This window comes from Streptomyces niveus (assembly GCF_001723055.1).
Taxonomy (GTDB): domain Bacteria; phylum Actinomycetota; class Actinomycetes; order Streptomycetales; family Streptomycetaceae; genus Streptomyces; species Streptomyces niveus.
Map to the genome: position 1 here is coordinate 1 of NZ_MDCR01000244.1, position 22370 is coordinate 22370.

The following is a 22370-nucleotide window of genomic DNA, read 5'->3' on the forward strand; positions in this document are numbered from 1 at the left end:
CGACAACCTCGTCGTCTACGCGACAGCCGGCCGCGCCCATTGACGCATTCCGATATGGGAATATGATTGAGGCATGGCACGAGCAGCGACGACGTCGGACGCGTTCAACGCGATAGCCGAGCCGCAGCGCCGGGAGATCCTGGCGCTGCTGCGGGCCGGTGAGCGGCCGGTGACCGATCTGGCCCAGGAGCTGGGGATGAGCCAGCCGGGGGCGTCCAAACATCTGCGGGTGCTCCGGGAGGTGGGGCTGGTACGGGTTCGCGAGGCGGGCAAGCAGCGTCTCTACGGCCTGGACGCCCGCGGGCTGCGGCCGATCCACGAGTGGGTCGGCGGATTCGAGCAGTTCTGGAACGAGAGCTTCGACCGGCTGGACACCTACGTGCAGGACCTGAAGCAGACACAGCAGGAGGAATGACCGATGGCACGGCCAGGACAGGAAACGGGGACGGGGACGGAAGCGGCGGCGGCCGACCGGGAGATCGTCATCTCCCGGGTCGTCGACGCCCCTCGGGAGCTGGTGTTCCAGGCGTTCACCGAGGTCCGGCATCTGTCGCGGTGGTGGGGTCCGGAAGGGTTCACCACCACCACGCGGTCCTTCGAGTTCCGCGAGGGCGGGGAGTGGGTCTTCGTACTCCACGGGCCGGACGGGACCGACTACTCCGAGTGGATCCGCTGGCAGCGGATCGCCCCGCCGGAGCGGATCGCGCTGCTGCACGGTGAGTCCCGCGACGACCCGAACGCCTTCGAGTCGGTCCTGACCTTCACGCCGGACGGCGCGGCGACCCGGCTCGTGATGCGCACGGTGTTCCCCACCAAGGAACTGCGCGACGAGGCGGTCGAGAAGTACCACGCGGTCGAGGCCGGCAAGCAGACCCTGGGCAACCTGGCGGCGTACGTCGCCGAGATCGTACGGAAGGGAGTTGAGGACTGATGGCCGGGAAGGTGTTCTTCAGCGTGTCGATGTCGCTGGACGGCTTCGTCGCACCCGCGTCCGTCGGGGAGTTGATGGGGCGTCAGTGGATGGAACTGCAGGGGTGGATCTTCCCCCAGCGGTTCTTCCGGGAGAACCTGAAGCTCGGCGGGGGCGGCGAGGAAGGGCGCGACAACGACATCGCGCGGGAGACGTTCGAGCGCACCGGCGCGAGCGTCATGGGCAAGCGCATGTTCGACGCCGGCGAGCAGATGTGGCCGGAGTCGGCGCCGTTCCACACGCCGGTCTACGTCGTGACGCACACCGAGCGTGAACCGTGGGAGCGGCTCGGCGGCACCACGTTCCACTTCGTCAACGACGGCATCGAGTCCGCCCTCGACCAGGCCCGCGAGGCTGCCGGGGACCGCGACGTCCGTATCGCCGGCGGGGGCGCGACGATCCTTCAGTATCTGAACGCCGGTCTGGTCGACGAGTTCACGATCTCGCTGTCCCCGGTGCTCTTCGGCGGCGGCATCCGGCTGTTCGAGGGCGTGGACGCGTCCAAGATCGCGCTGGAGCAGGTCCGTTCGGAGTCGTCGTCGCGGGTGACGCACCTGACGTACACCGTGCGCCGCCGGTAGCCGCTTCGGCCCCCGCACGTTGTCCTCCGACAGCGAGCGCCCCGACCGGCTTTCTCCGGTCGGGGCGCTCTGTCACGCTTTCTAGCGGACGGGCACGTAGTCGAAGTTCGGCGTCAGCGTCCCGAACAGGCTGCCGACGCGCGGCGCCTCGCCGCCCGTCACCGAGCTGAACAGGTCGGCCGCCTGCTGCGTCAGGTAGAAGGGAGCCTGCTTGATGCGGAAGCCGGTGAAGCTGGGGCGGGCCCCGGCCATGACCTCGGTGTAGGTGGACTCGGCGATCGAGATCTCCTCGGAGAGCCGCTTCCCGTCGACCGACACGCCCGCCGAGTACGCCGGGGTGGGCATCACGCGGATGAAGGTGGACTGGAGTGTGACGGTCTTGCCGGAGGCCTTGTGGTGGAAGCGCAGCCCGCCGGGGTAGAAGATGCGGCCCCTCGAGTCGAGACCGTCACCGGCCGTCGATCCGATCGGCATGGAGAAGCCGCGGTTGTCCGCGTCCATCGTGAACGGGCTGATGGCTTCGAGCGTGATGCCTTCGCGCTGCATCCACGCGATTGCCTCGTCCCCGAGGGCGACCTGCGCGTCTCCCCACGGGGAGATGTAGGCGCCCGGGAAGGGCTCGGCGACCGCGGCCCTGGGGGCGGCTGCCGACTGCTGCGGGGCGGCTGCCCCGGCGGCGGTCATGCCGAGCGGCGCGGTGAGCGCGACGGCTGCGGCGAGGACGGTGAGACGACGGAGTGCGCGCATACGTATGAGTCCAATCTCTACTGCTTACGTGGAGCGCGCCCTGGATCCAGGGCCGCGCGGAACCCGACAGAGCTGTGCACCAGCGGATTTCGTCCGCGGTCGGCGTGACGAACGCGGGTGCACCGTGAGCCAGGTACGCACATCTATGCGTCGCCGCGTATGTCCCGAATCGTTCATTAGCCCGAAGGACGGAAGAATCCGCACCATTCGGTGCTCCCGGGCGGCATTGGCCACTCGAAGATCGACAGCGCCGCACTCTGGTGTAACTCCCCCACACAGCACTGGAGAACGTCATGCCCGAAATGGCAGGCTCCGGCCTCGCCCGCCGCAAGGTCGGGGCGCTCGCCGCGGCCACCGTCGCCCTGACCGCCGCGTCGGTGGCGGGCCCGCTCACCGGCGTCGGTGAGGCGGGCGGCCACATCGACGCCCCTTCCTCGTTGCTGGACTCGGCGACGGACATCACGGACGTCTACGCCTTCACCAGCCCCGAGGACACCGGCACCGTCACCCTCATCGCGAACGTACGGCCCTTCCAGCTGCCGGGGACGGCGGCCAACGCGCTGGTGGACCACCCGTTCGCGACGGGGGCACGGTACGAGATCCATACGGACGCCGACGGGGACGGAGCCCCCGACGCGACCTACCGCTGGACGTTCCGTAACGAGGACCGCCGCCCGTTCGGTACGGGCCCCAAGGTCGGCCCGCTGCCCGTGAATTCGCTGGACGACCGGTCGCTGGGCGTCCGCCAGAAGTACACGCTGGAGAAGGTCACCGCGGACGGCACCGTCACGACGCTGCTGCGCGACGCGGTCGCCGCGCCCACCCATACGGGCCGCACCCTGATGCCGAACTACGGCAAGCTGCGCACCCAGGCGGTCCGGAATCTGCCGGGCGGTGGCCGTACGGTCGCCACCCAGGCGGCTGAGTCGTTCAAGGCGGACACCCAGGTCTTCGGCCTGTTCGTCGCCGGGACCTCGGGGCCGGTGCCCGGCTGGCTGCCCGACGCCCAGCCGCTGTCCGCCCTCAACGTGAACAGCCTGGTGCTCCAGGTGCCCAAGAACGAGGTGGCGCTGGCCGGTGACGCGCGGCGCAATCCGGTCGTCGGCGTCTGGTCGTCCGTCTCGCGCCAGGGCGCGGACCTCGGACAGAGCCTCGCCGGGCAGGCCCCCGCCTACCGGCAGGTCTCCCGCAACGGCACCCCGCACGTCGCCTTCGCCGTCCACGGGTCGACCGTCGGGCTCGCGAAGCCGGGCGGGCCGGAGGACCGCTTCCAGGCACGAGCCCCCAAGGACGACCACCTGGACGCCGAATTCCTGGCGGCGACGCTCGACCCCGTACCGCCCAAGCGCATCGAGCGCGCCCAGGGCCGCAAGGCCCCGGCGACTCCGCGCCGCGACATCCAGGCCCTGTTCATGAAGGGCATCGGGAAGTCCAACGGGTCGCTGTTCGGCTTCGACCTCAACACCCACGCCATGAACGCCGACGCCGACCCGTCGCGCATCGTGCTCGCCGAACAGCTGCGGCTCAACCTCACCACCCCGGTGACCGCCGCCCCGAAGGCGCACGGCGTGCTCGACGGCGACCTCCAGGGCTTCCCCAACGGGCGGCGCCTCAACGACAACATCGACGGACCGCTGATCAGGATGCTGGAGGGCGAACCGGCGGGACCGTCCGCGCGGGAGCTGCTGCCCGATCCCGTCGTACGCCTCGAACCGGCCGACGCACAGGGCGCGTTCCCCTATCTCAACCTCCCGCACGCGGGCCCGTGAGGCGTCTGATCACCGCGGTGGGCGGGGCGGCGGTCGTCGGCGGCTGTGTGGCGGGGCTCCTGTATCTGGGGCCCGCCACCGAGAGCCCCACGGCCGCCGCCCCGGCCACCGGCGCGCCCGCCGCCGGTACGCCGGCGGCGGGCTCGGCGGTCACGAGCGCGCTCGACACCGCCAGGAAGCGTACGAAGGCGTACCCCAGGGACCCGGTCGGCTGGGCATCGCTCGCCGGCGCCGAGATCGAACAGGCCAGGACCACCCTGGACGCGGCCCCGCTGGAGGTCGCCGACCACGCCCTGCGCCGCTCCCTGGCCCTGGACGGCAGCCGCAACTACGGCGCCGCCGTCGGACTGGGTCAACTCGCCAACGCCCGGCACCAGTTCACCCGGGGCCGCGAGCACGGGCTGCGCGCCACCCGGATGGCACCGGACCGGCCCGACGGGTACGCCGTCCTGGCCGACGCGGAGATCCAGCTCGGCCACTACCCGGCGGCGCGCGCCGCCGTACAACGCCTGCTCGATCTGGCGCCCGGCTCGGCGGCGTACGCCAGAGCCGCCTACGACCTGGAGACGAACGGCAGGCCCGACGACGCCGGCATCGCCCTCAAGCGGGCCGTGGACAGCGCGTCGACGCCCGGCGAACGGGCCTTCGCGCAGACGCGGTCGGGCGATCTGGCCTGGTCCCGGGGGCAGCTCGATCGGGCGGCGGCGTACTACCGGGAGGCCCTGGACACCGAGCCGGAGTATCCGTACGCGGTGGCGGGGACGGCCAGGGTGCTCGCGGCGCGCGGTGAGCCGGGCAGGGCGCTCGACACGTACGAACGGCTGACGGAACGCACGCCGCTGCCGCAGTTCCTGCTGGAAGCGGTCGAGTTGCGCGCTTCGATGCCCAGGGCCGGTGACGCCGGGCCGGGCGCGGCGGAGGCCGCGCTGAGCGCCCAGGTGCGGCTGTCGCGCGCGGACGGCGGACCCGTCGACCCGCATCTGGCGCTGTTCGCCGCCGACCACGGCGACCCGGCGGACGCGGTGGCACTGATGCGCCGGGAGTGGGCCCACACCCGCAGTGTGATCACGGCCGACGCCCTGGCCTGGGCGCTGCACCGGGACGGGCGCAGCGGCGAGGCACTGGAGTACGTGCGGCGGGCGGCCTCGGCCGGCTGGGACAACGCGCTGTTCCGCTACCACCGAGGGGCGGTCGAGGCGGCCCTCGGACTGCCGGGAGCCCGCCGCCAGCTGCGCGCGGCGCTGGAGACGAACCCGCACTTCTCGCCCTACCACGCCCTGCGGGCCCGGGAGTTGATCCGGGAGTAAGGAGATCACGGCCGTCGCCGGAGCCGGGGTGCGGCCGGCGCACTCCCTCGCCTCACGGCATGAACTGGTCGGCGAGAAGGGCCGCGTCGAGAGTGATCACGGCCGTGATCACCGCCGCCAGGGCGATCTTGACGGGCAGGGTGTTGGCCTGAGGGCCCATCACCCGGCGTGACGACGTCAGGAGCGCGAGCGGGGCCAGGACCAGGGGCAGGCCGATCGCGAGGGCGACCTGGCTGAGGATCAGCATCATGACCGGTGAGGCGCCGCTGGACAGGAGCGCCACCGCCGGGAGTACGGTCGCGCATCTGCGGACGGAGCGCGGGAGTTCACGGCGCAGCAGGCCGCCCATCACCACCGATCCGGCCTGCGTGCCGACGGCGGTCGAGGTCAGGCCGCTCACCAGCAGGGCGAGCAGGAAGGCCGTCTGTGCCGCCCCTCCGACGCGGTCCGCCAGGCCCGCCGCGATGCCCGCGAAGTCGTCGCCGTCCAGGTCGCGCAGTGCCCCGGCGCCGACCACGAGCATGGCGGCGTTCGTGCCGCCGGCGAAGACCATCGCGATGAAGACGTCGGCCCGGTGGGCGTCGAGGCGTTTATGGCCGCGCGCGAGTGCGCTGTGGACATGGATGGCGTGGGGCATGATCGTCGCGCCGACGATTCCGGCCGCGAGGAGCAGGGCGCCGTCGCCCGGGAGGGTGGGGAGCAGGCCCGTACCCAGCTCGTGTGCGGTGGGCGGGCTGAAGGTCAGGCACAGGGCGAACGCCCCGGCGATCAGGGCGAGTGACGCCACGCTGACGCCTTGGAGGAAGCGTTCCCCGTACCGGTCGCCCGCCGCCAGCAGCCCGTTGCCGACCAGGGCGGCGATCAGGCCCCCGACCGGGAGGGGAATCCCGGCGAGCAGATACATCGCGACCGCCGCGCCGATCACCTCGGCGATGTCCGTGGCGATGGAGACGATCTCGGCCTGGACCCAGTAGGCGAGTCTCCAGCGGGTGGTGCAGCGGTCCGCGACCAGTTGCGGGAGCGTCTTGCCGGTGGTCGCGCCGAGCTTGGCCGCCAGATACTGGATCGGTCCCGCGACCGCCGTCGCGAGCACCACCACCCACAGCAGGGCGGTGCCGTGACGCGCGCCCGCCGTCACGTTCGTGACCAGGTTGCCGGGGTCGACGTACGCGATGGCCGCGACGAACGCCGGGCCGAGCCGCCACACCGTGGAGCGGTGGAACCGGCGCCGTGGCAGCGCCTGGATCGTCGTCACGGGGTCGGCACCCTATCGGCCGTCGGCGCCGCGGTTCAGCCTGCCGACGATGAGCGGATCGGCCGGGGTGAAGGGGAACTGCGGCAGGTCGCTCTCGGACACACCGTAGGCCGACGCCAGGACCTCACGGGAGAACGCCGTCGCGGTGGCCCGGTATCCGATGTCGCCGGGCATCGCCTGGTCGAAGAAGATGAGGAAGTGGAATCCCTCGTCGCCGAGCACCTCGATGTGGTGCGGGAAGGCACGCGGTACGAAGTAGACGTCGCCGGGGCCCAGTTCGTACTCGTCCAGCGTGTTGTCGGGGTCGAGAACGCGCATCCGGGCGCGGCCCCGCGCCACGTACCCCATCTCGGCGGTCACCGGGTGCCAGTGCGCGTCGCGCATCCCGTCGTCCTTGATGCGCAGCGAGTACATCGAGATGTCGTCCAGCGCCGCCCAGTACTGCCTGCGGGCCAGATGGGCCGACCCGTAGGCGTAGGAGAGCGGCGCGTGCTGCGCCTCGACGTCGAACAGATGGGCGTTGGGCAGGCGCTGCGTGGGGTTCGCGGAGACCGGTCCGCGCCGTTCGAGGATCTCCGCCGCCTCGGGGCGTGAGAACGCGTCGAACGCCGATGACGGCAGGTCGTAGGTGTTTCCCAGGACCGCGTTCGTCATGGCGGAGAGGCTGTCGCGCAGCGAGAAGTGCTGGGGACGCTCACTGCGCAGAGCGATGATGATCTCGGCCTCGGCGTCACCGAGATTCTCGATGTGATAAACCGACCCGGACCCGACGTGGTACATCTGCCCCTCGTCGACGACGAACGAGGAGAACTCGTTGCCGTCACCGAGCATCGAGACCAGCACCTGACCCCGCACGACATAGGCGAGTTGGTTGGCGTTGACGTTCCACTGCGGTTCCCTGATCGCCCGCCGGGCCAGCACCACCCGTTTGACGGACAGACGGCTGAGGATCGGCAGGGCCCTGCCGTCGACGATCTGGACGCTGCCCAGATCGTTCTGGAAGGTGGGAGCGCTTTGGGTCAGTGAGACCCAGTGCGGCGATGGCATGGGACGCCCTTCTCGATGGGATGTGCGTCCACGTGTCCCATATTCACTTTGCCCTCAAACATGGCGATTCGTCCCGCCGCGCCCGGCAGTCCTCGCACGGACAGCGCACCTCCGCCACAGGGCGCGGCGCGCGGCGGCGGACGCGGTGGATCAGGGCCGAGCCCACGTACTCCACGGCCCCCACCGCCGCCCGCGGGAGGTTGGCCACGCCGTTCAGCCGGATCCAGGCGGCCAGTGCCGCGCTCGCGCTGCGCAGCGCTCCGGGCAGGTCCCGCTCGCGCAGCCGGCACAGCGCGGCCTTGCTCTCGAACAGGACCACCCCGCGCCGGTAGCCGTTGCGCCGTGATGTCGCGACCGCCCCGGCCAGGACCGCGAGGGCGTCCTGTCTGCGGCCCCGGCGCATGTGCAGGGTCGCCACGGCCGCGTCCAGGATCGCCTGCGCGGTGCCGCTCTCCCGTAACCGGCCGAAGGCCCGCCGCGATTCGGCGAGATGGGCGTACGCCTCGTCGAGACTGCCCGCGCTCGTCAGCACCTCGCCGAGCCGCAGGTGCAGAAAGCCCGCGCGGCGCATCCGTTCGGACTCGCTCAGGCAGGGGTAGTCGCCCATCCGCAGCAGTTGGCCGAGCGCCTCCTGGTGGCGGCCGAGCACGGCGAGGATCTTGCCGCTGTAGTGGTGCGCGCGCATCGCCGCGCGGTGGGCCGGGGCGGGGACGGGATCGCCCGCCGCGTCGAGTGCCGACTGGAAGTGGTGCAGCGCCGTGCGCAGCGCCCCTTGTACGTAGCGCAGGTTGCCGTAGCAGATGTGCAGTTCGGCGCGGCGGTCGGCGCACGAGGGGTCGTCCTCGCAGAGCCGGCGGCAGCGCGCGAGCAGCCGGTCGGCCTCCCGGTACTGGCACAGGTCGATGTGGTGCTGCGCCAGCATCAGCCCGACCTCGACCTCGTCGCGGTTGCCCGCGCAGGCGTTCCGGGCCTCCCGCAGCGCCTCGCGGCGGGCGGCTCGTCCTTCCTCCAGGTGTTCCTGGCGCGAGTGGTACGACGCCTTCGCCACATGCAGCGGCCAGGTCGGCAGGCCGTTCGCCGCCGCCAGGGGCAGGCTCCGGTCGATGACGGAGATCAGGTCCAGCTCGTCGAACCGGTCGCCGTGCTCGCCCGCGCTGACCGACACCTGGGCCAGCCGGGTCAGAAAGCGCGCGAGCAGCAGGCCGTCCACCTCGATGCCGTAACGCACCACGTTGTCCAGGGCGTTGACGGCTTCCCGGAGCCCTTCGTCCGCCACGTCGCTGTCGGCCGTCACCCGCTCCAGGGCGATGCCGAACAGCCGCAGCACGGTCGTGCTCCACACCTCCGGCCGCTCACCGCAGTAGCCGCGCCGCGACGTCACGGCCTCACGCGCTCACGGTTTGGTGTACTCGTACAGCAGGCTGTGGATGGAGTACAGCTCGTTGAGCCGGGACGACTGGATGAGTTCCAGGTCGTGTCCGCAGCGCAGCGTACGGCGCAGCTCGTCCTCCGCAAGCCCGCTGAGATCCCTCAACTCGCCCATGCCGACCCGGTCTCCGCGCCGCTTGGCGCAGAACGCGGCCATCAGCCGATGCCCCTGCTCCGCTCCGGCGCTCAGGTCGAACTCGCCCAGCGAGCGGTCGAAGAGATGGTTCTTGATGTGGACCGCGAGTCCCTCGCCGCCGTCCGGGGCCCCGCGCTCCAGCGCCGTCAGTTCGTCGACCACGTCGGGCAGCGGCATCCGGGTCGAGAGATAGCGGCGGATCGCCAGCCGCATCAGATACGGGTTGCCCTCGGTGATCCGTACGACAGGGGTGAAGGTGGACCCCGAGGCCCCGGCGAACTCCGGGTCGCCCGCGCCGACATGGCGGATGAGCGCGACCGCCGCGTCCGTGCCGAGACCGGTCACGGCGTGCTCCTTGATCCCGTGGTCCGGAGCGTGGACCACGCCGCGGCTGGTGACCATCAGCTTGTGCGGCCGGACGAGACCGGCCCGGCGCAGGCCGTCGACCACGGCCGTGGCCTGGCTCGCCACCTCCAGGTTGTCCACCACCGCCAGCACCCGCCCGCCGGCGTCGCCCGCCGCCCGCAGAGCCGTACGCAGCTCCGTCTCCCAGCCGCCGCGGTCCGGGCCGAGCCGCACCCCGAGCTGCTCGGCGAGGTCGAACAGGGCTTCCCACAGGCCGGATTCGTCCACGTCGCCGCGGACCGTTGTCCACAGGATGTGGTCGAAGACGCCCTCCTGGGCGACCCGGCGGGTCGCCTCGTACGCCCGGGTCGTCTTGCCCACGCCGCCCGCGCCGCGCACGTTGACCACCCAGGGGCCGGTCGGTCCCGCCAGGTCGGCGCACAGTCGCTCGACGGCCGGCTCGATCCCGAAGAGTCCGTTCTGTTCGTGGTCCACCCCGGCGCGGCTGTGCCAGTCGGGCGCGCGGGCCGGGGCAGGGGCGCCGGTCACGGCCGTCGCGGCCGTCGGCGCGGGCCGTCTGGGTGGTGTCGGCGGCATCGGCGGCACGAGGGGCGCGAGTGGCGCGGGTGGCGTCGGCGCGGGCAGCAGCTGCTTCAGCGCCGTGTACGAACGGTGCCGCCGCGAGTCCGGCCTGACGAGGGAGAAGTGGTCCCCCGGCAGAACTCCCGTGTCGGGAAAGACACTTCGTACCGAGGCCGGAGTCACCACACCGTCGGCCTCCCCGGCGAAGACGGTGATCGGGATGGGGCAGGACCCCGCGGTCACCGACCGGGCGTACACCACCCGTTCGAGCACCGTGCGCCGCGCCTCGGCCACCGCCCGTTCGAGCGGGCGCAGTTGGCGCTCCTGCGGATTCCGGCGCAGGAACAGACGGCGCGGCAGGAGGGCCGGCGCGGAACCGGAGTCGGGGCACGCGAACATCACCACCCGGACGATCCGGGCGAGTTCGGGACCCCGGCCCTCGTCCAGCATCCGGGCGAGATGGCGCTGGACCACCAGGCCGCCCTGGCTGTGCGAGACCAGGACCAGCCGCCGATGGCCGGCTCCTTCGACGTCGAGGAAGCCCCGCAGGCTGTCCGCGGCGTCGTCGAAGGAGGGGATACGACGCAGCAGGCCGAACGAGGCGATCTGCGAGGCGTAGCCGAAGGAAAGCGTGTCGACGTGCGCCAGCTCGGGGTCGCCCGCGATCAGATCCTCGAAGGCGGTCCAGATCCGGGGCGAGGAGAAGAGGCCGTGGACGAGGACGAGCCCCACCCTGTCGGTCAGCCCGTTCTCCACGGGTCTCAGTATGCCCACCGGAGGCGTGCGACGTGGCCGTTGGCGAGAAGCGTACGGCCGCCGGTGACGCGCCGGCGGCCGTACGGGCGGTTCAGGTGGTGCGGCCGGTCAGTCGCGGCCGAAGATCTTCCTGCTGGAGCCGAGGTTCAGCAGCGCCGTCTCTCCGGTGGCGTTGTCCAGGCCGTCGTTGTCGGTCACGGCGTACACGTCACCGTCACCGGCCACGGTCAGGCCCTCCAGCTTCTCCTGGGTCCAGCCGTTCGTGGCGCGCAGGTCGGGCAGTACGTCGTGCGCGAGCTTCTTGGGCAGGACGCGCAACGGGCCGGACGGGGCGGCGGACTTCGGCAGGTCGACCGTGTAGACCCGCTTGATCCTGGCGGCCGGGCCGTTCAGCTTGTCCCGTTCGATGACGGCGAGCTTGTCGCCGACCACGGTGATCTCGGAGAGGCCGATCCAGTCGCCCGGGGTGCTCGTGGTGCCGATCCGGTACCCGTACCAGCTCCAGGTGCCCGCCTCGACGTCGTACCGGCCGAGCCGCACGATCCCCGACGGGTCGGTCTTGACCTCGCGCTGGAGCGTGGCCCACACCACCTCGTGGCCGCGCCGGTCGGTGGTCGCCGTGACGCCCTCGAAGCCCTGTCCCGCGAGGCCCGCGGCGATGTCGGCGGGCAGCGGGACGACCTGCCGGGTCTGCCCGGCGCCGTCGAGGCGCACCAGCTGGTTGCCCGCGCCGGTCTTGCCCTCCACGGCCAGCCAGAAGCCGCCCTGCGGGCGGGCGTGGATGCCTTCCACGTCGTAACCGGTCGGTCGGCCGTCGGTCCCCTTCACCGTCAACTGCCGTGTGATGACGGCCGGTCGGCGTGCCGTGTCGATGGTGAGGATCTTGCTGGTGGCGTACGCCGCGTCGGTGGCGCTGTAGAGCTGGTGCGGCCGACCGGGTACGGCGGAGAGCGCGCCGAGCGCGCCCCAGCCGGTCGGCGCGCCGGTGGAGCCGGCAGCCGAGACGACGCTCGGGAAGGCGGGGGTCTGCCGGCCGAGACGGAAGAGACTCACCGACGCCCGTACGTTGACCGAGGCGTCGTCCTCCTCGCTGGAGACCGCGAGCAGACCGCGTGAGGGGATAGGCAGCAGCCCCTCGGGGCCGTTGGTGGTGGCCAGCACCTGGCGGAAGACCGGGGCGGTCGGCCGGCTCAGGTCGTACACCGCGACGAAGTTGCTCCGCTCCGAGCCGACGAACGCGTAGCGCACGCCGTCGAACTCGGCGAGGGCCAGGCCCTCCGGCTCGGTGCCCTTCTTCTCGGCGCGGGACTCGTTGTGGAGGCCGTGGCGCACGGCGAGCGCCTCGAAGCTGTTGCCCGCGTCCCAGACGACCTTGCCGGTACGGCTGTCGAAGACGGACCAGCCACGGGTGCCGCCGCGCCAGTCGCCCTCGTTGGCGGTCGCCAGGTAGCGGTCGTCGATCCAGCCGACCGAGTCAGGCTCGCGCGGTACGCCGGTGATCGAGCCGGTCAGGTCGATGTCGCCGTCCTCGACCGTGTCGATGCCGTCGACCGACGCCGTACCGGCGGTGAACGCCTTGGTGATCCTGCCGGTCGGCAGATCGAGCAGGACGACGCCGTTGTTCTCCTGGAGGGTCACCACCAGTTGGTTGCGGCGGTTGATGGAGACGTACTCCGGCTCCGGGTCGGTCGGTTCGGTGATCCCGGCGGCGAGCAGGGCGGGCAGTGCGCGGCCGTCCGGGCGGGTCAGCGGGACGGCGCGGGTGCGCCACTGGGCGGGCGCGGCGCCCTTGAGGTCGACGATCTGGACGAAACCGGCCGGGAGTTGGGGCAGGTCGCCCTCCGCGCCGCCGGGCGGGGTCGCCTCCTCGTCGCGCTCGTTCTCGATGGCGACGGCGGCGTACCGCTTGTCCTCGCTGATCGCGAGGGAGTCGGGCTGGCCGCCGAGGTCGTGGCTCGCCACCCGGCGGCGGTCGCGCAGCGAGATGACGTCGAGCCGGCCGGACGGGTCGGTGAAGTCGGCGCTGGTGTTCACCACCACCAGGACGTACTGGCCGACGACGGCTATCGAGGTCGGCTCGTCCTCGGCGTTGCCGAGTTCGGCCAGGGACAGTGTGCCGAGCCCGCGCGGGCGGTCGGCGTCGCTGATGTCGAGGAAGCCGATCCGGCGGGCCGCCGCGTCGGTGTAGACGAGGGTCCGGCCGTCCTCACTGGCCGCCGAGATCTCCGCGACGGTGGCGGCCGCGGGGTCCTCGCCGGCGGGGCGGTTCTGGAAGACGGGGTAGGTGGCGGTGCGGTCGAAGGCGAGCGGGCGCCGCCCGTCCTGGTGCGGACCCTGGTGTGCGCTCGCCGCGCCCGTACCGGCCAGCATGCCGGCGGCGACAGCTACGGCGACGAGCGCGGCGCAGGTTCTCTTGGGCTTGAGGTGCATCGTTTCTCCGTTGCGCGACAGTGGCAGGGCGGAATCGTGCCACCCGCCGGCGAGCACGGAACGGCGTCCGGGTGAACAGCCGCCGACGCGGACGCCGACGCCGGCGGCCCGCCGCGCCCCGACGCGAACGAAGGGCCGCGCCGCCGTACTCCTCGGACGGGGGAGAGCGAGGAGTACGGCGACGCGGGGTCAGAAGGGCTCGGCGAGCAGGACGACCTTGCCCTCGGCGGCGCCCGACTCCGCGTAACGCATGGCCTCCGCGATCTGCGACAGCGGGAAGGCGCGGGCGATACGGGCGGTGATGTGGCCCGCCGCGAGATGCTCGAACAGCGCTTCGAGGTCGGCGCGCAGCTCCGCCCGGTGGCGCCCCGGGTTGCGCGTACGGCCGGCCCAGAGGTTGAAGAACGTCGTGGAGCGGCCGTTGGGCAGTACGCGCCAGAGCAGGAGCCGTGCGAACAGCGCGTAGACGGGCAGCCGGGCGTTGCCCCGCTCGTCCCGGGTGGCGGCCGTGCCGTACGCGACGAGGGTGCCGCCGCGCGCGAGGAGCGAGAAGGAGCGGCGGATGCCCGGCCCGCCGACATGGTCGAACACGGCAGCCACACCGCCCGGGGCGACGCGCCGTACCTCCGCCGCGACATCGCCGTGCCGGTCCACGGGGACGGCGCCCAACTCGCGCAGGTACGGCGCGTGCCGCGCGGAGGCGACGCCGATCACCAGGGCACCGGCGTGGCGGGCGAGTTGGACGAGCAGCGAGCCGACGCCGCCGTTGGCACCGAGTACGACGACCGTGTCGCCGTCGCGCACCCGCGCGGCGGCGAGCATGCGGCGGGCGGTGACGCCGTTGACGATCACCGTCTCCGCGTCCTCGGCGGCGAGGCTGTCGGGCACCGGGACGAGTTCGTCGACGGGCAGCACCAGACGGTCGGCCCAGGCACCGGTCCTGGTCAGCGCCGCCACGCGGTGGCCCACCGCGAACGGCGGCCGGGACGGCGCGTGGGGCGACGGCCGGCGGCCGTCGTCGCCGAGCGCGTGGATGACGCCGACGACGTCGTAGCCGGGGACGAACGGGAACGGCGGCTGGTCGTAGTACCTGCCGCGGCGCATCTGCTGCTCGGCGAAGGAGATCCCGGTCGCCTCCATCCGCACCAGCGCCTGTCCGGGCCGGAGGTGCGGCGCCGGTCGCGTCCGCAGTTCCAGACCGTCCGGTTCCACGATGCCCGGCAGAACGACCTCGGTGATCAACGCGCCTCTCCCCTCTTCCGGCCCGGGACCCGGTCGCCGGATCCGCCTGTTGTGACGATCACCTGGTGAGGGCCACCGCTGCGTCGGCGAAAACTACGTAACCCGGGCGCTACGTAGTCCAAGCGGGCCCATCCGGCCGGCACCGGCGGTCACAGCGTCATCTCGCGGAGGCTGCGGCGCGAGGAGATGCCCAGCTTGCGGTACACGTTGCGCAGGTGCGTGTCGATCGTGCGCGGGCTGAGGAACAGCGCCGCCGCCACTTCCTTGGACGTCGCCCCGGCGGCGACCTGCCCCGCGATGAGCCGCTCCTGAGCGGTGAGCAGGTCGAGCCGGCTCTCGCCCGGCCTGTTGTCGCCCTGCCTGCGCGGCTGTTCGCCGGTGGCGCGCAGTTCCCGGGCCGCGCGCTGGGCGAAGCCGAGCGCGCCCATGGCCGACAGCATGTCGTGGGCCGCCCGCAGTTCCACCCGGGCCTCGACGCGCCGGTTCTCGCGGCGCAGCCACTCCCCGTACGTCAGCCGGGCACGCGCGTACAGCACCCGCACCCGGGTCCGGGAGAACTGGTCGATGGCCTCCCGGTGGAGCCCCTCGCAGTCCTCCTCCCGGCCCAGGACGGCCCGCGCCCGCAGCCATTCGGCGACGGCCCACGGGACGGGGTTCGCGCGGGCCAGCGCCCCGAGGTGGTCCATGGCCGCGTCGGCCTCCCCGCCCCGGTCGGCGCGCGCGGCGGCCTCGACCAGTTCGCTGTGGACGGCCCAGATCGAGTACGAGCCCGCCCGGAGCCGGCGCTCGGCCGCGAGCGCGGCGTCCAGCGCCGCGTCGTAGTCGCCGAGCCCGTTGTGCAGGACCGCGCTGGCGTAGTGCTGGCCGGCGGTCTCGAACGGCCGCCCGTCACGGCCGAGTTGCGCCTGCACCTCCCGGAAGTGGTCGAGGTCGCCGCGGAAGCCCGCGTAGACGAGTTCGGCTCCCACGAGCGGGGCCGTACCGGCCGCCTCGTCGACCGCGCGCGCCTCGGCGAGACTGGCGGCGGCCTCGTCGAACCGGCCCACCGCGACCCTCGCTATCGCCTGGTACCGCAGGGCCTGCGGCAGCACGGCGAGCGCGCCCTGGTCACGCGCGGCCTCCACCTGGCGGTCGGAGATCTCCTCCATCAACTCGTCCTCGCGCAGGTCGATGACGAGCTGGCAGGCCAGGTTCATCCGCCACGGGCCCGTCGAGGCCGAGGCCGCCGCGGCGCGGCAGGCCCTGGCCACCCCGAGCATCGTGGGCACCGACTCCTCAAGAGGCAGCATGATCTGGTCCAGCAGGGCGTCGAGCAGCATGTCGACGGGCCGCGTTGACTCCCGCTTCGGTGCCCGCTTACGGATCTCGGCGCCCAACTCCCGCAGCCGGCCCGGCTGGTTGTCGTTGTACATGAACGACGCGAACGCCTCCAGGTACGTCTCCCTGTCCCGGTCGGGGGCGAACTCCATGGCGATCTCGACCAGTCTGGTGGTCGCCTCCGGACTGTGCCCGAGCTGGAAGTCGACGCGCGCGTGCAGCAGGCGCGCCTCCGCGCGGCCACGGTCGTCCATGGGGAGGTTCTCGGTCTGCGCGACGAGCGCGCGGGCCGTCCGCGGCGCGCCGGCCTGGAGCCGCAGCTTCGCGGCGGAGAGCAACCGGCAGGCGCGGCGGCCGGCCTGGGGGTCGGCGTCGGGGTCCGCGCGCGGGTCGGTGAGCGGCGTCAGCTGCGCCGCCCGCTCCAGGAACGCCGCCGCCGCGGCGAATCCGCCGCGCAGCCGCGCCCACTCGGCGGACCGTTCCAGCTCCGCCGCGACCTCCTCGTCGACGTCGATGACCGCGTGCGCCCGGTGCCAGGCCCGGCGGTCGACGCCGGTCTCGGGATCGGTGGCCTCCGCGAGAGCGCCGTGCACCCGGCGCCGCAGACCCGGCGTGGCCGACGCGTACACGGCGGAGCGTACGAGCGGATGGCGGAAGCGCAGGCGCGGCCCGAGGGACAGCAGCCCGGCGTCCTCCGCGTCGGCGAGCCCCGCGATGTCCAGATCGAGGAGCTTCGCCGCGCGCCGCAGCAGACCGAGATCACCGACCGGCTCGGCTGCCGCGAGCACCACCGACGACCGCGCGGCGGACGGCAGCCGCTCCAGGCGGTGTACGAACCCTTCCGCCAGCGCGTCGACCACGGGGGCCCGCAGCCGCTGCGGGCTGGCCACGCCGAACGGACCCGCGTCGTGCGAGAACTCCAGCAGCGCCAGCGGGTTGCCGCGCGCCTCAGCGAGCGTGCGGTCCAGCACCTCGCTGTCCAGTCCGGCGTACGACGCCGCGCCCAGCACGGCCCGCGCGTCCTCGTCGCTCAGGCCCGCGAGCGGCAGGCGCGGCAGATCGGCGAGGCCGCGTACGGAAGCGACGTCACGCGCGGCGAACACCACCGCGATCCGCTCACCGGCCACACGCCGGGCCACGAAGACCAGCGCGCGCCGCGAACCGTCGTCGATCCACTGGGCGTCCTCCACCACGCAGCACACCGGGTGCTCCAGTGACACCGCGCGCAGCAGCCCGAGGACGGCGAGGCCGACGGTCAGCGAGTCGGGCGAGGTCTGCTCACCGAGGCCGAACACCGCTTCCAGGGCGCTTCGTTGTACGGCGGGCAGCCCCATCCGGTATTCAAGGAACGGTGCGCACAGCTGGTGCAGCGACGCGTAGAGCAGATCGTGCTCGAACTCGGTTCCCGCGGCGCTGAGCACCGCGAACCCGTCCAGGGCCTCCACCGCGTTGTCGATGAGAGCCGACTTGCCGATCCCCGGCTCACCGGACACGACGAGGGAGCCGCCCCGTCCGGCGGCTGCCGAGTTCAGCAGTTGGTCGATCGCACGTCGCTCAGAGTGTCGAGCTACGAACCGCATGGGTAATCGGCCTTCCGGTCAGCACTGTCGGATCAACCCGTTCTACCTGCGAACACGCAAGACACGCATGGCGAGTTGAGACAGGCACCGCGCACGGCGCCTCTGCTGTGCTTGATGCGCCAGGTGTTCCGGGGGTTCCGGGTGACGCTGACGTTAGTGAGGCGGCGGAAAGTTTTGCAGTGTTAGATTTCCCTCACACCTGAGGGGCGCTCGCGCACGACGGGCAGAGCCCGCGATAGGTGACCTCGGCCTCGGACACCGTGAACCCGAACCGTTCCGCCACCGGCAGCCCGGCCAGTGGATCGCCGGTGGGGTGGACGTCCCGGATGGTGCCGCAGTCGGAGCAGACCAAGTGCTGGTGCGGGTGGTGCGCGTTGGGGTCGTAGCGCATGGCGCGGCCCGCGGCGGAGACCTCCATGATCTCGCCGAGGGAGACCAGTTCGCCCAGGGTGTTGTAGACGGTGGCCCGGGAGATCTCGGGCAGCAGCCGCACCGCGAGGGTGTGCACCTCGTCGGCCGTGAGGTGGACGTGATCGCCGTCGAGGACCTGGGCCACGACCCGGCGCTGGGAGGTCATCCGCCAGCCACGCCCGCGCAGTCGCTCCAGCAGGTCGCTCATGTGGGTTCACCTGTTCAGGTTCGGGACACCCGATGTTCGTCCATGGATGTCCTGGTTTCGGCGCATATCTTGCCGACTGCGCTTTTAGTTCGCTTCTTGACTTGGACTCTGTCCATCGTAGGATCGGTTCCGGCCGCCTGAGTACCGCCTGAACCGCCTGAGTACCACCCGAGAACCGTAATCCGCTTGGTCCGGAAGGATTCCCATGTCTGAGAACCATGACGCAATCGTCGTAGACGCGAAATCGGAGGGTGAAGGCGGCTGCCCCGTCGCGCACGGGCGTGCCCCGCACCCGACCCAGGGCGGCGGAAACCGCGGGTGGTGGCCCGAGCAGCTCAACCTGAAGATCCTCGCCAAGAACCCCGCCGTGGCCAACCCCCTCGGTGAGGAGTTCGACTACGCCGAGGCGTTCAAGGCCCTCGACCTCCCGGCCGTCAAGCAGGACATCGCCGGGGTCCTGACGACCTCGCAGGACTGGTGGCCCGCCGACTTCGGCCACTACGGCCCCTTCATCATCCGCATGGCCTGGCACAGCGCGGGCACCTACCGCATCAGCGACGGCCGCGGCGGCGCCGGCGCCGGCCAGCAGCGCTTCGCCCCGCTCAACAGCTGGCCGGACAACGGCAACCTCGACAAGGCCCGCCGGCTGCTCTGGCCGGTGAAGAAGAAGTACGGCCAGAGCCTGTCCTGGGCCGACCTCATGATCCTCGCCGGCAACGTCGCGCTGGAGACCATGGGCTTCGAGACCTTCGGCTTCGCCGGTGGCCGCGCGGACGTGTGGGAGCCCGAGGAGGACGTGTACTGGGGTCCCGAGAAGACCTGGCTCGGCGACGAGCGCTACACCGGTGACCGGGAGCTGGAGAGCCCCCTCGGCGCCGTCCAGATGGGCCTCATCTACGTCAACCCCGAGGGCCCCAACGGCAGTCCGGACCCGCTCGCATCGGCGCGCGACATCCGCGAGACGTTCCGCCGCATGGCGATGAACGACGAGGAGACGGTCGCCCTCATCGCCGGTGGCCACACCTTCGGCAAGACCCACGGCGCGGGCCCGGCGGACAACGTCGGCGCCGACCCCGAGGCCGCCCCGATCGAGCAGCAGGGCTTCGGCTGGAAGAACAGCTTCGGCACCGGCAAGGGCGGCGACACCATCACCAGCGGCCTTGAGGGCATCTGGACGAACACCCCCATCACCTGGGACAACAGCTTCTTCGAGATCCTCTTCGGCTACGAGTGGGAGCTGTTCACCAGCCCCGCCGGTGCCAACCAGTGGCGGCCCAAGGACGGCGGCGGCGCCGGTACCGTACCCGACGCCCACGACGCGTCGAAGAGCCACGCCCCGACGATGCTCACCACCGACCTCGCGCTGCGCGTCGACCCGTCGTACGAGCAGATCTCGCGGCGCTTCCTGGAGAACCCGGCGGAGTTCGCCGACGCCTTCGCCCGCGCCTGGTTCAAGCTGACGCACCGCGACATGGGCCCGGTCGTGCGCTACCTCGGCTCGGAGGTCCCCGCCGAGACGCTGGTGTGGCAGGACCCGATCCCCGCCGTGACGGACGAGCTCGTCGACGCCGAGGACATCGCCTCCCTCAAGGAGCAGGTCCTGGCCTCGGGCCTGTCGGTCTCCCAGCTCGTGTCGACCGCGTGGGCGTCCGCCTCGTCCTTCCGTGGCAGCGACAAGCGCGGTGGCGCCAACGGCGCGCGTATCCGTCTCCAGCCGCAGATCGGGTGGGAGGCCAACGACCCCGACCGGCTCGCGACGGTGCTCCGTACGCTCGAAGGCATCCAGGAGACCTTCAACTCCGCCCCGAACGGCGGAAAGCGGGTCTCGCTCGCCGACCTGATCGTGCTCGCGGGTGCGGCGGCCGTCGAACAGGCCGCCAAGAGCGCCGGCTTCGACATCGAGGTCCCCTTCACGCCGGGCCGCGCGGACGCCACGCAGGAGCAGACGGACGTGGAGTCGTTCGCCGCGCTGGAGCCGGTCGCCGACGGGTTCCGCAACTACCTCGGCAAGGGTCACCGGCTGCCGGCCGAGTTCCTGCTGATCGACCGGGCGAACCTGCTGACCCTCAGCGCGCCCGAGCTGACCGTCCTCGTGGGTGGTCTGCGCGTACTCGGCGCGAACTACCAGGAGTCGTCTCTCGGTGTTCTCACCGAGACTCCCGGGTCGCTGACCAACGACTTCTTCGTCAACCTGCTCGACCTGGGTACGACGTGGACGGCGACGTCCGAGGACGCGAACACCTTCGAGGCCCGTGACTCCGCCACCGGCGAGGTCAAGTGGACCGGCAGCCGCGCCGACCTGGTCTTCGGGTCGAACTCCGAGCTGCGCGCGGTCGCGGAGGTCTACGCGAGTGACGACGCGAAGGAGAAGTTCGTGAACGACTTCGTCGCGGCGTGGACCAAGGTCTCGAACCTGGACCGGTTCGACCTCGTCTGATCCTCCCGATCGGCTCGACGACACGGCCGGGCCGGCCCGCGGTACTCGCGGACCGGCCCGGCCTTGCTCTGTTCAGGTGCCGGCGTGGACGTACGCCGCCCAGACATGGGGGCGGTCCGGGATCCGGCGGCGCAGTTCCCGGACGGTGTGGTGCAGGGCGTGGGCGGAGGGTGTCGGCGCGGTGGCCGTGGCGGTCGTACCGTCGTGGGTCATACGGCGGTAGAAGTCCCGGGTGACCTGGTCCGCGTGGGAGCTGTCGATCGCCCAGAGCGTGCCGACGGCGGTCGGGAAACCGGCGAGCAGGAACGCGCTGGTGATGTGGATCGCCTCGTCAGACAGCCGCTCGGACGTACGCGCGGTGCCGCAGGCGGCGAGGAAGGCGAGCTGCGCCGACCGGGGCCGGGTCCGGCAGATCTCCAGTACGGACAGGGTCTCGCCGTTCGGCAGATGGAGCAGGGCGCCGGAGGGTTCCGCCGGGTCGGTGGCGGCGTGGCAGCCGAAGTGCACCCAGGAGGTGGCACCGAGCGCCGCCAGTACGGCCTCGCGGGACGCGGCGGCGCCGACCAGCGGCTCGCGCGCGCCGAGCAGCCCGGCCGCGTAGCCTGCCGCCGCCGCGACGCCCGGCAGCTCCTCCTCGGGCGCGGCGACCAGCAGGGCGCTGCCGCTGTCGGCCCCCTCGCGGTGCCCGGCCCGGCTGCGCGCGTACGCCAGGGTCTGGAACCCGGGCACGTACGACGACATCACGGTGTCCAACGCGGCGCCGCAGCCGCCGAGTTCACAACCGGGCCGTACGCACTGCGCCGCGTGCAGCGGCAGGGTGTTGAAGGCGCCCGTGGGCACCCACCAGATCCGCGGCCACGCGCCGCCGTCGGGGACCGGGTCGCGGGACCCGGCGATCTCCAGTACGGGGCGCACGATTCTGTGCCAGGTCCACGCGAGGGTTTCCCGGATCGTGGCCCCGGCGGCGACGAGCTCCAACGGGGAGGGCCGCGAGGTGCCCTGCGCGTTGATGGCGTCGACCGCGTCGCGCATGCGCCGGGCCATGTCGGCGACATCTTCGGACGAGACGTCGAGCACGCGGGCGGTGATGGACCGGTCCGTCACGATCAGCGCCTGGCACTTCATCCGCGCGTGGTTGAGCACGACGATCGGCCCGTCCCCCGCGAGCGCCCTCAACTGCCCTGCGGAGAGCGGCCGCAGAAACCCCTCGAACCCGGGCCGGGTACGGATGTCCGCGACCAGCAGGTCGAGTTCACGCGACGCGCGCAGCCCGGCGAGCCGGGACCACTCGGCGTGGCCGGGGGGTACGCCGCCCGCTCCGTCCACGCCCGCCGTGCCCGTGAGTTGGTCCGCCAGGCGCTCGAACTCGCGACTCAACTCGGGGTGCGACGCGGTCAGTTCGCCGAGGTCGGCGCGGGCCTCGATGCGGCGTGAGAGCAGCAGGCCGCGACCGCGTTCCAGGACCTCGGTGGCGCGGTCGACGTCGGGGCCCGTGACCGTATGGAAGAGGGCCTCGACCTCCGCGGCGGCGGGAACGGAGTCCGGCAGGCGGCCCTCCTCGGTGACCACCCTCCGGACCTCTTCGAGGGCCGCGCTCAGCTCGTCCATCCGGCCGGTGGCCGTCTGGCCGAGTGTCTGGAAGAGGACCAGTTCGACGACCGACCGGATGTCTCCCTCGAACGTCTGGAGACCGTGCTCGGCGGACTGCTGGTCGCTGCCCCGGTCGGTGATCTCGGCCATGGCCTCGACGGCCGCTTCCAGGTGGGTCAGCGCGCCCCCGGTGTCCCCCTGCCGCACCGCCCCGGCCGCATCCCCGATCTCC

General features: G+C 72.1%; 16 protein-coding genes. 6 read left to right on the forward strand and 10 right to left on the reverse strand.

Annotated features, from left to right (window positions below; all coding sequences use genetic code 11):
- Positions 1-73: 73 nt before the first annotated feature.
- Genes BHU15_RS25765 through BHU15_RS25775 form a run of 3 tightly spaced genes read left to right on the forward strand, consistent with a single transcriptional unit; the run spans position 74 to position 1551 of the window.
- Entirely contained in the window at positions 74-415 is a 342-nt protein-coding gene (locus tag BHU15_RS25765) for an ArsR/SmtB family transcription factor (protein WP_069629373.1), read from the forward strand.
- A gap of 3 nt (positions 416-418) precedes the next feature.
- On the forward strand, positions 419-931 hold the full coding sequence (locus BHU15_RS25770) for an SRPBCC family protein (protein WP_069629374.1): 513 nt from the start codon (positions 419-421) through the stop codon (positions 929-931).
- The gene (locus BHU15_RS25775) at positions 931-1551 is read left to right on the forward strand and encodes a dihydrofolate reductase family protein (RefSeq protein WP_069629375.1); all 621 of its coding nucleotides are present in this window, start codon (positions 931-933) and stop codon (positions 1549-1551) included. The genes BHU15_RS25770 and BHU15_RS25775 overlap by 1 nt, the downstream gene beginning before the upstream one ends.
- Positions 1552-1632: 81 nt before the next feature.
- Here the strand turns inward: BHU15_RS25775 and BHU15_RS25780 are convergent, their stop codons facing one another.
- Positions 1633-2298, reverse strand: a complete 666-nt coding sequence (locus tag BHU15_RS25780; RefSeq protein ID WP_069629376.1) for a hypothetical protein — start codon at positions 2296-2298, stop codon at positions 1633-1635.
- 293 nt (positions 2299-2591) lie between these two features.
- Here BHU15_RS25780 and BHU15_RS25785 point away from each other — a divergent pair, with 293 nt between their 5' ends.
- Positions 2592-4067 (forward strand): DUF4331 domain-containing protein, encoded by a 1476-nt coding sequence (locus BHU15_RS25785; protein ID WP_069629377.1) that lies wholly within the window; start codon positions 2592-2594, stop codon positions 4065-4067.
- On the forward strand, positions 4064-5374 hold the full coding sequence (locus BHU15_RS25790; protein ID WP_069629378.1) for a tetratricopeptide repeat protein: 1311 nt from the start codon (positions 4064-4066) through the stop codon (positions 5372-5374). The genes BHU15_RS25785 and BHU15_RS25790 overlap by 4 nt, the downstream gene beginning before the upstream one ends.
- Before the next feature lie 52 nt (positions 5375-5426).
- Here the strand turns inward: BHU15_RS25790 and BHU15_RS25795 are convergent, their stop codons facing one another.
- The 8 genes from BHU15_RS25795 to BHU15_RS25830 all read right to left on the reverse strand — a co-directional run bounded on the left by BHU15_RS25795 (position 5427) and on the right by BHU15_RS25830 (position 18111).
- Positions 5427-6629 (reverse strand): Nramp family divalent metal transporter, encoded by a 1203-nt coding sequence (locus tag BHU15_RS25795; protein WP_069629379.1) that lies wholly within the window; start codon positions 6627-6629, stop codon positions 5427-5429.
- 12 nt (positions 6630-6641) lie between these two features.
- The gene (locus tag BHU15_RS25800; RefSeq protein WP_069629380.1) at positions 6642-7676 is read right to left on the reverse strand and encodes a cupin domain-containing protein; all 1035 of its coding nucleotides are present in this window, start codon (positions 7674-7676) and stop codon (positions 6642-6644) included.
- A 43-nt stretch (positions 7677-7719) separates the two neighbouring features.
- A complete protein-coding gene (locus BHU15_RS25805; RefSeq protein WP_069629381.1) occupies positions 7720-9057 on the reverse strand; it encodes a tetratricopeptide repeat protein in 1338 nt (445 codons plus the stop codon).
- Between the two features lie 12 nt (positions 9058-9069).
- Entirely contained in the window at positions 9070-10923 is a 1854-nt protein-coding gene (locus BHU15_RS25810; protein ID WP_069629382.1) for an NB-ARC domain-containing protein, read from the reverse strand.
- A gap of 108 nt (positions 10924-11031) precedes the next feature.
- Entirely contained in the window at positions 11032-13353 is a 2322-nt protein-coding gene (locus tag BHU15_RS25815) for an esterase-like activity of phytase family protein (protein WP_069629383.1), read from the reverse strand.
- Positions 13354-13542: 189 nt separating this feature from the next.
- The gene (locus tag BHU15_RS25820; protein ID WP_069629384.1) at positions 13543-14595 is read right to left on the reverse strand and encodes a medium chain dehydrogenase/reductase family protein; all 1053 of its coding nucleotides are present in this window, start codon (positions 14593-14595) and stop codon (positions 13543-13545) included.
- Between the two features lie 149 nt (positions 14596-14744).
- On the reverse strand, positions 14745-17492 hold the full coding sequence (locus tag BHU15_RS25825) for an ATP-binding protein (RefSeq protein WP_069629385.1): 2748 nt from the start codon (positions 17490-17492) through the stop codon (positions 14745-14747).
- A gap of 193 nt (positions 17493-17685) precedes the next feature.
- Positions 17686-18111 (reverse strand): Fur family transcriptional regulator, encoded by a 426-nt coding sequence (locus tag BHU15_RS25830; protein ID WP_069629386.1) that lies wholly within the window; start codon positions 18109-18111, stop codon positions 17686-17688.
- Between the two features lie 205 nt (positions 18112-18316).
- Here BHU15_RS25830 and katG point away from each other — a divergent pair, with 205 nt between their 5' ends.
- Entirely contained in the window at positions 18317-20548 is a 2232-nt protein-coding gene (gene katG, locus BHU15_RS25835; protein WP_069629387.1) for a catalase/peroxidase HPI, read from the forward strand.
- Between the two features lie 72 nt (positions 20549-20620).
- Here katG and BHU15_RS25840 read toward each other — a convergent pair.
- Positions 20621-22370, reverse strand: a 1750-nt coding sequence (locus tag BHU15_RS25840; protein WP_141726883.1) for a CHAT domain-containing protein, incomplete at its 5' end; no start/stop codon positions are given.